Source organism: Alishewanella longhuensis (assembly GCF_014653435.1).
GTDB classification, from domain to species: Bacteria; Pseudomonadota; Gammaproteobacteria; order Enterobacterales; family Alteromonadaceae; genus Alishewanella; species Alishewanella longhuensis.
Window position 1 is genome coordinate 213,741 of sequence record NZ_BNAO01000001.1, and the last position, 14,449, is coordinate 228,189.

13 protein-coding genes are annotated in these 14,449 nt (G+C 50.1%); 9 read left to right on the top strand and 4 right to left on the bottom strand.

What is annotated here, in order from left to right; translation table 11 throughout:
- Window positions 1-235: 235 nt before the first annotated feature.
- Both IE163_RS00940 and IE163_RS00945 read left to right on the top strand, forming a co-directional pair.
- Complete coding sequence (locus tag IE163_RS00940) at window positions 236-568, top strand: very short patch repair endonuclease (protein ID WP_229833385.1); 333 nt, start codon at window positions 236-238, stop codon at window positions 566-568.
- A gap of 185 nt (window positions 569-753) precedes the next feature.
- A complete protein-coding gene (locus IE163_RS00945) occupies window positions 754-1,218 on the top strand; it encodes a methyltransferase family protein (RefSeq protein WP_189429253.1) in 465 nt (154 codons plus the stop codon).
- Here IE163_RS00945 and IE163_RS00950 read toward each other — a convergent pair.
- The 3 genes from IE163_RS00950 to uvrA form a co-directional block, all read right to left on the bottom strand.
- Window positions 1,201-1,491: a helix-turn-helix domain-containing protein gene (locus IE163_RS00950; RefSeq protein ID WP_189429254.1), complete on the bottom strand. Its 291-nt coding sequence runs from the start codon at window positions 1,489-1,491 to the stop codon at window positions 1,201-1,203. The genes IE163_RS00945 and IE163_RS00950 overlap by 18 nt on opposite strands.
- The gene (locus IE163_RS00955) at window positions 1,488-1,811 is read right to left on the bottom strand and encodes a type II toxin-antitoxin system RelE/ParE family toxin (protein ID WP_189429255.1); all 324 of its coding nucleotides are present in this window, start codon (window positions 1,809-1,811) and stop codon (window positions 1,488-1,490) included. The genes IE163_RS00950 and IE163_RS00955 overlap by 4 nt, the downstream gene beginning before the upstream one ends.
- A 70-nt stretch (window positions 1,812-1,881) precedes the next feature.
- On the bottom strand, window positions 1,882-4,704 hold the full coding sequence (gene uvrA, locus IE163_RS00960) for an excinuclease ABC subunit UvrA (RefSeq protein ID WP_189429256.1): 2,823 nt from the start codon (window positions 4,702-4,704) through the stop codon (window positions 1,882-1,884).
- 306 nt (window positions 4,705-5,010) lie between these two features.
- Between uvrA and IE163_RS00965 the strand changes: the two genes are divergently transcribed.
- From IE163_RS00965 to IE163_RS00990, 6 genes are all read left to right on the top strand, one after another.
- A complete protein-coding gene (locus tag IE163_RS00965) occupies window positions 5,011-6,375 on the top strand; it encodes an MFS transporter (RefSeq protein WP_189429257.1) in 1,365 nt (454 codons plus the stop codon).
- 23 nt (window positions 6,376-6,398) lie between these two features.
- Window positions 6,399-6,998: a single-stranded DNA-binding protein gene (gene ssb / locus IE163_RS00970; protein WP_189429258.1), complete on the top strand. Its 600-nt coding sequence runs from the start codon at window positions 6,399-6,401 to the stop codon at window positions 6,996-6,998.
- A 224-nt stretch (window positions 6,999-7,222) separates the two neighbouring features.
- Window positions 7,223-8,209 carry an LLM class flavin-dependent oxidoreductase gene (locus tag IE163_RS00975; protein ID WP_189429259.1) on the top strand — a complete coding sequence of 329 codons (987 nt, stop codon included), beginning with the start codon at window positions 7,223-7,225 and terminating at the stop codon, window positions 8,207-8,209.
- A 110-nt stretch (window positions 8,210-8,319) separates the two neighbouring features.
- Window positions 8,320-8,970, top strand: coding sequence for a TetR/AcrR family transcriptional regulator (locus tag IE163_RS00980; RefSeq protein WP_189429260.1), 651 nt, complete (start codon window positions 8,320-8,322; stop codon window positions 8,968-8,970).
- Window positions 8,971-9,131: 161 nt separating this feature from the next.
- Window positions 9,132-9,974 carry an alpha/beta fold hydrolase gene (locus tag IE163_RS00985; protein WP_189429261.1) on the top strand — a complete coding sequence of 281 codons (843 nt, stop codon included), beginning with the start codon at window positions 9,132-9,134 and terminating at the stop codon, window positions 9,972-9,974.
- Window positions 9,967-12,222 (top strand): TonB-dependent receptor, encoded by a 2,256-nt coding sequence (locus IE163_RS00990; RefSeq protein WP_189429262.1) that lies wholly within the window; start codon window positions 9,967-9,969, stop codon window positions 12,220-12,222. Before IE163_RS00985 ends, IE163_RS00990 begins: the two co-directional genes overlap by 8 nt.
- Window positions 12,223-12,328: 106 nt before the next feature.
- Here the strand turns inward: IE163_RS00990 and IE163_RS00995 are convergent, their stop codons facing one another.
- Window positions 12,329-12,964 carry an NAD(P)H-dependent oxidoreductase gene (locus IE163_RS00995; RefSeq protein ID WP_189429263.1) on the bottom strand — a complete coding sequence of 212 codons (636 nt, stop codon included), beginning with the start codon at window positions 12,962-12,964 and terminating at the stop codon, window positions 12,329-12,331.
- A 329-nt stretch (window positions 12,965-13,293) separates the two neighbouring features.
- On the opposite strand from IE163_RS00995, the gene IE163_RS01000 reads away from it, so the two are divergent.
- On the top strand, window positions 13,294-14,445 hold the full coding sequence (locus IE163_RS01000; RefSeq protein ID WP_189429264.1) for an efflux RND transporter periplasmic adaptor subunit: 1,152 nt from the start codon (window positions 13,294-13,296) through the stop codon (window positions 14,443-14,445).
- Window positions 14,446-14,449: the final 4 nt, after the last annotated feature.

Consider the following 14,449-nt stretch of genomic DNA (forward strand, 5'->3'; position numbering starts at 1 on the left):
AGTTAAGCTTGTCTTAAGTACTAAGCTCTATAACCTAACACCGAATTTAGAAACAATCTAGTTTCTTGTATGTTGAGGGAAAATGGCTGAATTCAATCAGGATTAACATGACAGATATCCACACGAGGGCCGTAAGAAGTTAAAACATGTCTTCAATCAAAGGACGTAGTACCATGCCTGAACTGCTGGTATGCAGAACACTGCACACAAAGCTGGCTTTCGATAACGACTGCATGTGGCTGCGTTACCCGGTAAGCCAGATCTGGTATTTCCGCGCCATAAAGCCGTGATCTTTGTGCAAGGCTGTTTCTGGCATCAGCACCAGTGCACCATGCTTCACTGGCCGAAAACCCGAGTGGAGTGGTGGCGGCAGAAAATCAGTGCCAACCGTGCGCGCGACGAAGTAGTGCAGGACAAGTTACTTGAGCTGGGCTGGCGGGTGTTGCTAATTTGGGAGTGCGCGTTAAAAGGGAAAAATAAGCGGCCACCGGATCAATTAGTATCTAATATTTCAGACTGGCTGCATGCAGGTAATAGTTTCGCAGAATTGCCAGCAGTAGTGGTTTAACATTTTCGTTTGCATATCTGAATCTTGTGCGCAGAAAAATGCAATTTTCCACACTTTTCTGCGCCTAAAAGTGCGATAGAGCGAATAATCACAGCCGAGATGCAGAGATTAGTTACAGAAGTTGGCATGCTTAGAGTATAAGATTGCTCTTATGATGCCTTGGCAAGTAGAGCAGGAACTCTCTGATGCAAGCTTTAGAACTTAAACTCCCACCGCTGCTTTTAATGTTGTTATTTGCACTGGCGATGTGGTTATTGGCGCCACTTACCGCGCCACTCTCTGCGCAACTAGCGCTATATACCACAGTGCTGGCGCTCTGTTTGACAATTACCGGTATTGCTGTGGCACTGGCGGGGGTATTGGCCTTTAGCCGAGCTAATACCACTGTCGATCCGCGGTTGCCACAACAAAGTGCCAGTTTGGTTATCGTTGGTATTTACCGTTACAGCCGCAACCCGATGTACTTGGGGTTTTTCCTAATACTTACGGGCTATGCCTGTTACTTACAGAGTTTGCTGGCGTTGGCGTTATTGCCATTATTCGTGTTGTATATAACTCGATTTCAGATTAAACCTGAGGAACACCATTTGCTGCAGAAGTTTGGTTATAGTGTATCTGGCGAAGCAACCAGCTTAACGTCTATGGTCTGATAACTTATTTGGTTTCAGTGTTAACTCAAAACCACAGGCTTGTGCATATTTGGTCAGGGTGCTCCAACTGGGATTGGCATTACCTCTTTCTAAACGGCTGATATTGCTCTTTTGGGTGTGCATGATCTCAGCAAGTTGAGCTTGCGTAAGCCCTGCATCAGTTCGCATGGTAATGAGCTGATCAATAAGTTTGAATTCGCCTTCTAATTGCTCATACTCTGTTTTTACTTCCGGATTGGATAAGGCTCGCTGTTTTAACTGCTCTAAACTCATACCTGTTGCACCTCTTTTTGTCTCTGCCGAGCCAGTGCTAAATCGGCCGTTGGCGTCTTCTGTGACTTTTTAACAAAGGCATGTAAAACGTAAATATGTTTGCCTTGTAAATAGCAAAATAGTCCTCGCCCGATCCCTTCTTGTGCTTTTGCCCTAATTTCAAATAAACCACCTCCCATCGCTTCGGTGTGAGGTGTTCCAAGGTTTGCTCCATGTTTTTCCATAAGCTCCAGTAATTTGAGCATTCTGGCTTGGATCTTCGGCGGCATTGCTAGAATTTGCTCATCTACTCCATGATAAAAATCAATTTTCCAGTTCATTATTACTCGCTTGTTATCTTATATGATAACTGTCGGGGCGTGCTTTGTCTAATTTGTAGACAAAATAAAACTATCCCAACATCGGCTTTAAATACTTACCGGTATACGACTTCTCACAAGCGGCTACCTGCTCGGGAGTACCGGCGACTAAGATTTCCCCGCCGCCGCTGCCGCCTTCTGGGCCTAAATCGATCACCCAATCTGCGGTTTTTACGACATCGAGGTTATGCTCAATCACCACTATGGTGTTGCCGTGATCGCGCAGCCGGTGCAGTACATTGAGCAGTTGCTGGATATCGTAAAAGTGCAGGCCGGTGGTCGGTTCGTCCAGAATGTAAAGGGTTTTGCCGGTATCACGTTTACTGAGTTCGCGCGCCAGTTTTACCCGTTGTGCTTCACCGCCAGAAAGCGTGGTGGCTGATTGCCCCAGCTTAATGTAGCTAAGGCCCACATCCATTAAGGTTTGTACTTTGCGTTTAATCGCAGGGATGGCTTCAAAGAATGTCAGCGCATCTTCTACTGTCATATCCAGTACTTCGTGGATATTTTTGCCTTTGTATTTAATTTCCAGTGTTTCGCGGTTGTAGCGTTTGCCTTTACAGACATCGCAGGGCACGTAAACGTCGGGTAAAAAGTGCATTTCGACTTTTAACACGCCATCGCCCTGACAGGCTTCGCAGCGGCCGCCTTTCACGTTAAAACTAAAGCGGCCCACCTGATAACCGCGCGAACGCGCTTCTTGAGTACCAGCAAACATTTCCCGTACCGCGGTAAAAATGCCGGTATAGGTGGCAGCGTTAGAGCGTGGCGTACGGCCAATCGGGCTTTGGTCGATATCGATGACTTTATCGAAGTGCTCCAGCCCTTTAATGGCCTTATGCGGTGCCGGATCGCTGCCTTCGCCTTTATTCAGAACTCTGTGCGCAACACGAAATAGCGTATCGTTGATCAGGGTCGATTTACCCGAACCGGAGACGCCGGTAATACAGGTCATCACACCAAAGGGGATGGCCATATCGACATTTTTCAGGTTATTACCGGTGGCGCCTAATACTTCTAGCCATTTATCGGTAAGCGGGGTGCGCGTTGCTGGCACGGCAATTTTGCGGGTGCCGGCCATATATTGGCCAGTTAGCGATTCGGGTTCTGCCATAATTTGCTTTAAGCTGCCCTGCGCGACAATATGGCCGCCATGCACGCCTGCACCGGGGCCAATATCAATAATATGGTCGGCCATGCGCACGGCGTCTTCATCATGTTCTACTACGATCACCGTATTACCCAGATCGCGTAGATGGGTAAGAGTACCCAGTAAGCGATCATTATCACGCTGGTGCAGACCAATAGAGGGTTCGTCCAACACATACATTACGCCCACTAAGCCAGCACCAATTTGGCTAGCCAGCCGGATGCGCTGCGCTTCGCCGCCAGAGAGGGTTTCAGCACTGCGTGACAAGTTAAGATAATTCAGGCCAACATTAACCAAAAACTGCAGCCTATCCTGAATTTCTTTTAGCACTTTCTCAGCAATTTTGGCGCGCTGGCCGGTCAGTTGCAGCTGTTGGAAAAAGGCTAAGCAATCACCAATGGCTAACTCGACCACTTGCGGCAAGTTGGTTTTACCAATAAACACATGTCGCGCTTCGGTGCGCAGGCGGGTGCCATGACAACTTGGGCAGGGTTGGCTGGCCAGATATTTACTGAGCTCTTCCCGCACCGAGTTTGACTCGGTTTCGCGGTAGCGCCGCTCCATATTGGGTAAGATACCCTCAAACGGATGGCTGCGCTGCACGATATCGCCGCGATCATTGAGGTATTTAAAATCAATCACCTTAGTGCCGCTGCCATATAAGATGGCATCCTGATGTTTTTTGGTCAGGCTATTAAAGGGTACATCCAGTTGAAAGCCATAGTGCTCAGAGAGGGCTTTGAGCATTTGAAAATAATAGAAATTGCGTTTGTCCCAGCCGCGAATAGCACCACCGGCCAGGCTAAGTTCATCGCTGACAATCACTTTTTTTGGATCGAAAAACTGCTTAACGCCTAAGCCATCGCAACTGGGGCAAGCTCCGGCCGGGTTATTAAAGGAAAATAGCCGGGGTTCCAGTTCGGTCATCGAATAGCCGCACGTCGGGCAGGCATAGTTGGCTGAAAATACCAACTCTTCCGCATTCGGTTCGTCCATTAGCGCCACGCGAGCCACACCACCGGAGAGCTGCAGCGCGGTTTCAAAGGACTCGGCTAAACGCAGCTTGATATCATCCCGTACCTTAATGCGGTCTACCACCACTTCAATGGTATGTTTTTTCTGTAAATCGAGCTTTGGTGGGTCAGATAAATCCCAAATCTCGCCGTCGATACGGGCCCGCACATAGCCCTGTGCTGCCAAACCTTCCAGCGTTTTAATATGCTCGCCTTTACGCTCTTGCACTACCGGCGCTAACACCATCAGTTTGGTGCCTTCTGGGAAGGCCGTGGCTTTATCCACCATTTCACTAATGGTTTGTGCCGCTAGCGGTAAATCGTGCTCTGGACAACGTGGCTCGCCCACCCGCGCAAATAACAGCCGCAGATAATCGTAAATTTCGGTAATGGTGCCCACAGTAGAGCGCGGGTTATGCGAGGTAGATTTTTGTTCAATGGAGATAGCAGGCGATAAGCCTTCAATATGATCGACATCGGGTTTTTCCATCAAACTTAAAAACTGCCTGGCATAGGCCGACAGCGATTCAACATAGCGGCGCTGGCCTTCTGCATACAAGGTATCAAAAGCCAGCGATGATTTGCCTGAGCCAGATAAGCCGGTGATCACAATCAGTTTATCGCGTGGTATTTGCAGCGAAATGTTTTTTAAGTTGTGGGTGCGGGCACCCCGAATATCAATTTTGTCCATTACGGCTTCCGGTAGCTAAAGGCTGACGCTGTGCTGTACAAATATACACTATGTATGGGTGCGATTGCCATACTGAATCTTATGGCATTTGCCTGGCCTCACTGGTGTGCTCTATTTGATATACCCAAGCAACTGCAAGAGGCGGATTTCAGTTAGTGATAAGCGCTGCGGCTATTTGTAATGCCAGCATTACGTAACAGAAACCACTTTGGTCTGGCCGCGCGGTAAATACTTAGGTCTGCCGTTTGCTGTGGATTTTATGCTAAACTGCCGCCCTTGTTAAACAGACTCCTTGCTCATACCGGAATGCATCAACTAAATTCTCTGGAAAAGCGCGCTGCAATTGCCCTGGCGTTGGTATTTTCTACCCGTATGCTCGGGCTTTTTATGCTATTGCCGGTATTTGCGCTTTATGGCGAGCAGCTTGTCGGCTTTTCGCCACTGTGGATTGGCCTGGCGATAGGTGCCTATGGTTTAACTCAGGCGATATTACAAATTCCGTTTGGTTGGCTGTCGGACAAAATTGGCCGGCATAAAGTGATGTTGCTGGGGTTATCGCTATTTGTACTGGGCTCGGTGGTCGCTGCCTTGGCAGAAAGCGTGTATATGGTTACGCTGGGCCGGGTACTGCAAGGCGCCGGTGCTATTGCCGGTGCGGTGCTGGCGTTAGCGGCAGACTTAACCCGCGAAGAGCAGCGGCCAAAAGTCATGGCCATTATTGGTGCCAGCATCGGTTTATCTTTTGCTGTGGCGATGGTGGCAGGGCCCTTACTGGCGCGCTGGGCTGGGCTCAGTGGCGTATTTTGGTTTACTGCAGTGCTGGCCGTTTGCGCGATGTTGATAGTAGCGTTTTTAGTGCCAAAAAGTGTTAGCAAAGCACCGATGGCCGAAACGCTGGCCTTGCCGCAAAGTTTGGCGGCGATGTTAAAGCATGGTCAGCTGTTGCGCTTAGATGCAGGCGTGTTGATCCTGCATTTAATGCTTACCGCCATGTTTGTTGCCTTACCTGCGTTACTCAATCAGCAACACTTGGCAGCCGAGCGGCACTGGCAAGTGTATTTACCGGTATTGCTGGGCTCTTTTTTGTTTATGGTGCCGATGATGATTATTGCTATGCGTCGTCAGCAAGAAAAACGCTATTTTTTAATTAATGTTCTATTATTGGTTATAGCAATGTTAATTTGCTGGCAGGCAACAACACTGTGGGGCCTGGTACTGGCGCTGTTGGTGTTTTTTATCGGCTTTAATTTTTTAGAAGCCAGTTTGCCAGCCATGGTATCGCGGGTGGCTCCAGCCGGGCAACGTGGTAGTGCTATGGGCATTTATTCCAGTAGCCAATTTTTTGGGGCCTTTTTAGGTGGCCTACTAGGCGGCGCAGTGGCACAGCAGTTTGGTTTTGTCGCCATATTTGCGGTGTTGGCCGGAATTGGTTTAGTATGGTTGGCAATTGCCAGCACCATGCAAGTACCCAGTCGCGCACAGCGCTTGTCGTTGCCGGTTGCGGTGACAACAGAACAGCAAGCGGCAGCACTTGCCGCAAAACTGGCGGCGTTAGCCGGGGTACAAGAAGTAACGATACTGCTGGCCGATCAGCGTTGCTATTTAAAGGTTAGCGCGCAGCAGTTTGAATTAGCGCAGGCTCAGTCTTTGGTTGCCGTCGGCAACCAGTAACATTTTTTGTAGGAGATATACGCATGGCGCGTGGAATTAATAAAGTCATCTTAATTGGTAATCTGGGTGCCGATCCAGAAGTGCGTTATATGCCGCAGGGCGGCGCTGTGGCCAATATGACCATTGCCACCTCAGAAAGCTGGACCGATAAGGCCACTAACGAGCGCAAAGAACAAACCGAATGGCACCGTGTGGTTATTTATCAACGCTTGGCCGAAATCGCCGGCGAGTACTTACGCAAAGGCTCAAAGGTCTACATTGAAGGTAAATTAAAAACCCGCAAGTGGACCGACAAAGACGGCGTAGAGCGCTACACCACTGAAATTGTGGCCAACGAGCTGCAAATGTTAGATGGTCGTGGCGAAGGCCAGCAAGGCGGCGTGGGTGGCGGTATGGGCGGTGGTCAGCAAGGTGGTTATCAGCCGCGCGCACCACAGCAAAATGCCCCACAGCAAGCCGCACCAGCCTATCAACAGGCACCGCAGCAAAACTACCAGCAACCGCAGCAAGGTGGTTATCAGAAGCCTGCTCAGCCACAAGGTAACTATCAGCAACCGGCGCAGCCACAACAGCGCGCACCGATGGAACCGCCAATCGACTTTGATGACGATATTCCGTTTTAAAAGTGCGTTTTATCAAGCAACGATTTTTGCAAAAAAGCCTCTGAATACAGAGGCTTTTTTACACCAAGTCTCGTAACCTAAAGTCCTTCAATAAAGTAGGGCCCAGTAAAAAACAGCGTAAATTACCTCCAGTTCTTGAAACCGCAGCGGTTGATCCCCATTACCCTTCTAGTTTTATACCATTTGGTATGTAATTGGTGTTTTTATAACATAGCGGAGCCCTGATGATTCCTTTATCCATTTTAGATTTAGCCCCTGTTGCAGCAGGCAGTACCGTAGCTGATAGTTTTGCTGCGAGCAAAGCGTTGGCACAACATGCCGAGTCGCTGGGTTATCACCGCTATTGGCTGGCCGAACACCACAATATGCCAGGCATTGCCAGCGCGGCCACCTCATTATTAATCAGCCATTTAGCAGCGGCAACTTCGCATATTCGGTTAGGTGCCGGGGGCATTATGCTGCCCAATCATTCGCCGTTGGTTATCGCAGAACAATTTGGCACGCTGGCAACCTTGTATCCCAACCGTATCGACTTAGGCTTAGGCCGGGCACCGGGTAGTGATCAGGCCACAGCACGGGCGTTGCGCCGACATAAAGTAGAAACCGAAGCGCAGTTCCCGGCCGATATCGCCGAGTTGCAGCAGTACTTTGCCGCCGCCAGACCGAATCAGCTGGTGCAGGCCGTGCCGGGGCAAGGGCTGCATGTGCCGTTATGGATCTTAGGCTCGAGTTTATATGGTGCGCAACTAGCCGCGCAGCTGGGGCTGCCCTATGCCTTTGCCTCGCACTTTGCACCGGGCATGCTGACACAGGCCGCTGAGCTGTACCGGCGCGAATTTAAACCCTCGGCGCAGCTGGATAAACCCTACCTGATGCTGGCGCTAAATGTGTTTGCCGCAGAGACAACCACGGAAGCCAAACGGCTGTTTAGCTCACTGCAACAGCAGTTTGTTAATTTAACGCGGGGTACACCCGGCTTACTGCCTGCGCCGGTGGATAGCATGGACGGGATCTGGCAATCGCATGAAAAAGCCTATGTGCAAACTGCACTTGCCTGCTCTGTGGTAGGCGATGCTGCAGAGGTGCAGCAAGGTATTAAAGACTTTATTGCCAAACATAACCCGGACGAGCTAATGCTCACCAGCATGATGCATGATCCGCAAGCACGGCAAAACAGTTACCAGATAGCTGCAGAGCTTATCGGCAGCTAGCCCTAAAGGGAAAGCGAGACTACAAGATCAATGCTTGGTTTTAGTGGTAGCTCGTGGTTAAATGGAAGCATGATTCCGTTTAAAACATGGCACCGAACCGGGCACCTGTAATGATACCTGCAACCCTTCTAAGCTTTACCCAACTCACTACCTTGCCGGAGCCGACACAGCGCCGCAGCCAGCAAGCGTTACAGCGCTTATTAGATGCCGGGGAACAATTGCTGGCCAGCAATGCCTTTGAAGAAGCCAGCGTGATGCAAATTGCCGAATTAGCGTCGTCGTCTGTGGGTACCTTTTATCGGGTACTGGGCGATAAAGACACCTTATCGTTATTGCTGTTACAACGCTTTTTTCAAAGTACGGTTGGCCTGGTGGAGCAACTGACCGAGCCGGAGCAGTGGGCTGCTAAGCCGCTGGCTGATTTTGTGCAAAGCCTTACGGTTAAGTTGGTTGAGGTATACCAGGGGCGACGGGGTGTCTTAAGGGCGCTGATCTTACGAGCCTCGCGTGATGCAGTTTTTCGTGACAAGGTGCATCAGCTGAACGAGTATATCGCGGTACGCATTGTTGCGGTGTTTCAACATCATCAACGCGAAGTGCATCATCCTCAGCCTCGTAAAGCGATGCAAGCCGCCGTGCATATTGTGCTGGGTGCGCTGAATCAACATACCATTACCGGTAATCTGGGCCACCTTAGCAGCAACGAAGTGGCAGAAGAGCTAAGCCGCATTTTACTCGCCTATCTTGATATTCATGATTAACAGTACAGTTTTTTCCGCCAGTTACTTATCTCTGTTTTAGCTGTCTTTTTATTGTCGCCGCCTTAACGCCGTATATTTTTTACACAAAAAGCTTGAAATCGGAATCATTGTTCCATATGCTAAATCGGAATAGATATACCGATTCCGAAAGGTGAGCCTGTATGCCGCTATTTCAATATCAAAACCGCTGTTTGCATTATCTGCAGCAAGGAGAGGGCGAAGCTGTGTTGTTGTTACATGGCCTGGGCTCTTGTGCTGAACACTGGTGGTTACAAATGCAGGCGCTAAGTGCAGATTATCAGGTGATTGCCGCCGATTTTCGCGGGCATGGTCAAAGTAGCCCGAGCGCCCAACCCTTTACCATGCAACAACTGGCGGCCGATATGCTGGCGTTGTTAACGCATTTAGAGATTAAGCGTTGTCAGGTTGTCGGCTTTTCACTCGGCGGGATGGTGGCCTTCGAACTGGCGTTGCTAGCGCCGCAGTGTGTGCAAAGTTTAGTGATTATTAATTCCGGTCCGTACTTGGCAATCCAGGGCTGGCGCCTGAAATTACAACTTGGCTTTCGACTAGCGGTGATTCGCTTGTTAGGTATGCGTAAGCTAGGGCAGATTATTGGTGCCAAGTTGTTTCCTGATGAAGAGCAAAAACCATTGCTTGAGTTATTTGCGCAACAGATGGCCAGCATGGATCAGGCTAGCTACCGTCACACCCTAAATGCCATTGCCCACTTTTCGGTGCAGTCGCAATTATCTCACTTACAATTACCGGTTCTGGTGATTGCCGCCGATCAGGATTATAGCCCGGTGGCCACTAAAGCTGCTTATGTCAGCCTTTTGCCTGATGCTGCATTAATTGTTATTCCGAACTCTCGCCATGCAACACCATTAGACCAGCCTGAAGCGTTGAATCAACAACTGCTAACGTTTCTGGCAAAAGTGGTTAAACCCGGCTTGAGTGTCACCGACAACACGCAAGTCTCCGGGGGAGATCAACATGTCTAAAACATTATCATTCACAGCATTAAGCCTAGGCGCGGCGGCATTTTACGGCTCGGCCCTAGCGCAGCAAACAGAGCCGGTAGCAGAGGCTGAACCGGAAATAGAAGTTATTATAGTAACGGCCCGCAAAAGGGCTGAAACACTACAAGATATTCCGCTGGCAGTTACGGCGCTAGATCAAGCGGCGATAGCGCGCAATGCGATTAGCACCCTGGCCGACATTCAGGCGCAAACGCCGTCATTAACGATCTATGCTGCGCGGGGCACCAGCTCGACCGCAACCGCCTATATTCGCGGTGTGGGTCAGTCCGATCCGCTATGGGGCGTAGAGCCGGGAGTAGGCATTTATCTGAACGATGTTTATCTGGCGCGGCCGCAAGCGGCGCTACTGGATATGTTGGATGTCGATCGGATAGAAGTTTTACGTGGTCCCCAGGGCACCTTATATGGTCGTAACACTGTGGGTGGCGCCATCAAATATATTAGCCGCCGGCCAACTAATGAACTTAGCGTACGGGCTGATATTGCTACCGGTAATTATCAGCAGCGTAACGGACGGCTGGCGATATCGGGCCCTTTACTGGAACATACCTTATTAGGCAGCCTGGCACTGGGCAGCTTTACGCGTGATGGCTTTGGCCGCAATCTGCAAAGCGGGGCCGATGTGAGTAATAAAGACTTAGTTACCGGCCGGGCCAGTTTGTTATGGCTGGTGAATGACAGTCTGGATATTGAGCTGGCAGCGGACCAAACCCGCGATAACTCTGATGTGCGGGGCGCGCAGCGGATGCTCGTTAATCAATTTGAGCCTTACTTTACGGGTCAGCCAGCCTTACCTGTTAGTGCGCATCGGTACGATACTGACAACGGCTACCAATTACCCGGGCAAACCGACAGCAGAGGGGCCTCTGTTACCCTGACGTGGGATGGGGGTGCCAATTGGCAGTTTAAAGCGATCAGTGCCTGGCGCGACGGAGATACGAGAGGCAGTATCGATTTTGATATGGGCCCCTATGCCATTGCTGATGTTGATGCCGATTACTTTGATAAGCAACTGAGCCAGGAGCTGCAGTTAAACTATCATAGTGATGTTTGGCAGGCGGTATTTGGTGTTTATCTACTGGATAGCGAAGCCGGTGGTACAGTGCGTAATCGCTTTGGCTTGCCGCTAGCCGCGCTAGGTCTTGCTCCTCCTCAACTGATCCCTGGGCCTATCTTCCGCCAGTTTGGTGTGAGTGCTGGCCAGGTTGATACCCAGGCGCTGGCTATGTATGCCGACGCCAGCTGGCAGTTAGCGGATGCCTGGCGCTTAAGTGCTGGTTTGCGTGCCAGCCGCGAGAAGAAAACCGCCGATGTGCTCAATCAGGGATATACCGATGACAGTTTTAGCCAACCGAGTGGTGTCGTCAGTTCAGATTTTCGTAATAGCAAGTCGTGGACGGACTTGTCACCGCGATTGTCGCTGGATTACAAAGCCAGTGATGATCTGCTGCTTTATGGCTCGGTATCCCGTGGTTTTAAAAGTGGTGGTTTTAATGTCAGAGCCAACACAGTGCAGGTACCGCGTTCGGCAGAGGCTTATGATCCGGAAACCGTAGTTACCTATGAGTTGGGGGCTAAACCCAGCTTTGGCAATAGGTTGCAACTGAGTATGGCATTATTTTACAGCCAATATCGGGATATTCAGCTGAGTATTTTTACCGGTATCGATACCGATGGTGATGGTATTAATGATGCATTTTTTGGTGATTTTACCAATGCAGGTAAAGGCCGTATTCAGGGCGCAGAGCTTGAGTTTAGCTGGGCTGCCACTAAGGCGCTGCGCTTTTCCGGCAATGCGGCCTACTTAGATGCCAGCTATCAACAGTACCTGTCAGGTGGGGTTAATTTGGCTGCGGAACGCGACTTTACCGATACCCCTAAACTGGCCGCCAGTTTAAACGCCTGGTATCTTTGGCCGCTAGCCGCCGGTGAACTAACGGCCAATTTTGGCTTTAGCTGGCGTGATAAGGTGCAGCCGGTAACGAACCAGAGTGATTTACTACAGCAGGGCGCTTTTGGGATATGGCAGGCTAGCCTGATGTTTGCCCCGGCAGATAGCCGCTGGCGTATTGCGCTGGAAGGCAAAAACCTGGCCGACAAGCATTATCGCACTACCGGGTATGATTTGCGTGATAGTGGTTTTCCTATTGTTTCGGCTTATTATGGTGATCCGCGTTTGCTGACATTCCGGCTTAGTTATGGCTTCTAGTGCCTCAGCGTGTATGGCGATGGAAGCTTTTGGCTAGAACTTGTCATTTAGTATTGTTTGTGGCTAAAACGGCAGCGGTGTAAAGGAGTACACCGCTGCCGTGATATTAGCGCTGCAGCACAAAATCTTCTTTAGCCCGACGCACCTTTTTCAGGTTAACCAGCCAGTCGCCATCTGTTTGCCGGTAGCCTAACGGCAGCAATAGCACCGATTTTAACCCCAGCTCTGCTAAGTTAAGAATCTTATCCACATGCTCTGGTTCAAAGCCTTCCATCGGGGTGGTATCGACCTGCTGTTCGGCAGCGGCAATCAGTGCCGAACCTAAACCAATATAAGCTTGACGGGCCGCATGCTCAAAATTCTGTTCGGCTGGGCGCTGCGGGTAATAGGCCAGCAACTTTTGCCGATAGGCTTCCCAACCTTCGTTTTTAAAGCCGCGTTGCTCGTTGACTAAATCGAACATCATATTGATACGCTCGGTGGTGTAATTATCCCAGGCGGCAAACACCAATAGGTGCGAGCAGTCGGTTACCTGTGACTGATTCCAGGCCACTTCGCGGATCTGTTGTTTAATGGCCGGATCAGTAATAACCAATACCTGATAAGGCTGTAGGCCGCTCGAGCTGGCGCTTAGGCGGATCGCTTCTAAAATAATCTCCAGCTTGTCGGCCGGAACCGTGGCATCGCTTTGCATTTTTTTGGTGGCATAGCGCCAGTTTAGTAGTTCCAGTGTGTTTGACATCTTTTGCTCCTGAGTATGGCAAGTGTTACCACAGTTGGTACGACCAGTCTTACTTTCAAGGGGGTATACAAACTAATCGGCAATAGTGCCTGGATAGAGTGTTGGCATAACAATCAATGCAGCAGTGTTTCGGCGCGACTTGCCGCTGTAATACCGCGCTTTATCGAAAGCCTTGCCATCTTTACCAAATCTTGACGTAACGAGCATTGAGGGATCGCCAACTGCGCTTTATAGTTGGCGCCCATTACGCATTCTTCATTTAGCATAACCAGTTAACATGACTGACTCAGCCATGTTAAGACAGCATCAGGGCAAAAGGATAAAATAAGATGGCATGGCAGAAAAAGGCAGTATTAGCGGCAATGACAGTAGCGGTAGTGGCAGCCGTCGCTTATGGCTTTTGGCCAAAACCCACCCCACCCGCGGCCGCACAGCGGCAAATGAGCCCTTGGGCCATGCCGGTGCCGGTGAGAGTGATTACCGCTGCGCCAAGCGACTTACGGGTACAAGTAAAAGCGATCGGTACTGTGACGCCGCTTAACACTGTTGTCGTACAAAGCCGAGTCTCAGGCCCGTTGCAGAAACTGCATTTTAATGAGGGCGATAAGGTTGAGCAGGGGCAATTATTAGCGGAAATTGATACTGCGGATTATCAAGTGCAGCTGGCACAGGCCCAAGGGCAGTTAGAGCAAAATCTGGCGCAGTTAAAAAATGCCGAAGCCGATCTGGCGCTGTACAGCCGCTTACGTGAACAAAGCTCTATTTCTGCGCAGCAATACAACAATCAAGTGGCCTTAGTGGCCCAACTAAAAGGTAGCTTAAAGAGTAATCAAGCGCAGCTAGATGCTGCCAAATTACAACTTTCCTATACCAACATTCATGCGCCAATCAGTGGTCGCTTAGGTTTACGTCGAGTCGATGCAGGTAACCTTATCCAAGCAAATAATAGTACGGGGTTAGTTACTATCACCCAAAGCTCGCCGATCACGGTGGTATTTGCCATTCCAGAAAGCCAGTTACAGCAGGTGAGAACCGCCTTTCGCTCAGGCGAATCACTGACCGTGGAAGCCTGGGATCGGGCCGAGCGTGAATTACTGAGTGTCGGTGCTTTAACCACGCTGGATAACCAAATTGATGCGGCTACCGGCACCTTACGCTTAAAAGCCGAATTTACCAATGAGCAAGAAGAGCTGTTTCCAAACCAGTTTGTGAATGTGCGGCTTAACGTCGCGGTAAAACAAGGTGCGGTAACGATTCCGCAGGATGCGGTGCAATATGGCTCGGCCGGGACCTATGTGTACGTGATTGAAAATAACAAAGCGCAAATCCGTCAAGTGCAGCTAGGTGCGGTAGATAATGGTTTAGTGGCAATATTAAGCGGGCTGGAAGCCGGTACCCAAGTGGCACTCGAGGGCTTAGATCGCTTAAGACCGGGTCGTGCGGTAGAAGTGATTGCTGACGAGCCGGCAGCGGTTAACTAAGGAG

Coding starts and splice junctions, on each gene's coding strand:
- IE163_RS00990 (WP_189429262.1), top strand. CDS start 9,967: ATGTCTAAAACATTATCATTCACAGCATTAAGCCTAGGCGCGGCGGCA.
- IE163_RS00965 (WP_189429257.1), top strand. CDS start 5,011: ATGCATCAACTAAATTCTCTGGAAAAGCGCGCTGCAATTGCCCTGGCG.
- IE163_RS00980 (WP_189429260.1), top strand. CDS start 8,320: ATGATACCTGCAACCCTTCTAAGCTTTACCCAACTCACTACCTTGCCG.
- IE163_RS00985 (WP_189429261.1), top strand. CDS start 9,132: ATGCCGCTATTTCAATATCAAAACCGCTGTTTGCATTATCTGCAGCAA.
- IE163_RS00945 (WP_189429253.1), top strand. CDS start 754: ATGCAAGCTTTAGAACTTAAACTCCCACCGCTGCTTTTAATGTTGTTA.
- uvrA (WP_189429256.1), bottom strand. CDS start 4,704: ATGGACAAAATTGATATTCGGGGTGCCCGCACCCACAACTTAAAAAAC.
- IE163_RS01000 (WP_189429264.1), top strand. CDS start 13,294: ATGGCATGGCAGAAAAAGGCAGTATTAGCGGCAATGACAGTAGCGGTA.
- IE163_RS00950 (WP_189429254.1), bottom strand. CDS start 1,491: ATGAGTTTAGAGCAGTTAAAACAGCGAGCCTTATCCAATCCGGAAGTA.
- IE163_RS00995 (WP_189429263.1), bottom strand. CDS start 12,964: ATGTCAAACACACTGGAACTACTAAACTGGCGCTATGCCACCAAAAAA.
- IE163_RS00955 (WP_189429255.1), bottom strand. CDS start 1,811: ATGAACTGGAAAATTGATTTTTATCATGGAGTAGATGAGCAAATTCTA.
- IE163_RS00975 (WP_189429259.1), top strand. CDS start 7,223: ATGATTCCTTTATCCATTTTAGATTTAGCCCCTGTTGCAGCAGGCAGT.
- ssb (WP_189429258.1), top strand. CDS start 6,399: ATGGCGCGTGGAATTAATAAAGTCATCTTAATTGGTAATCTGGGTGCC.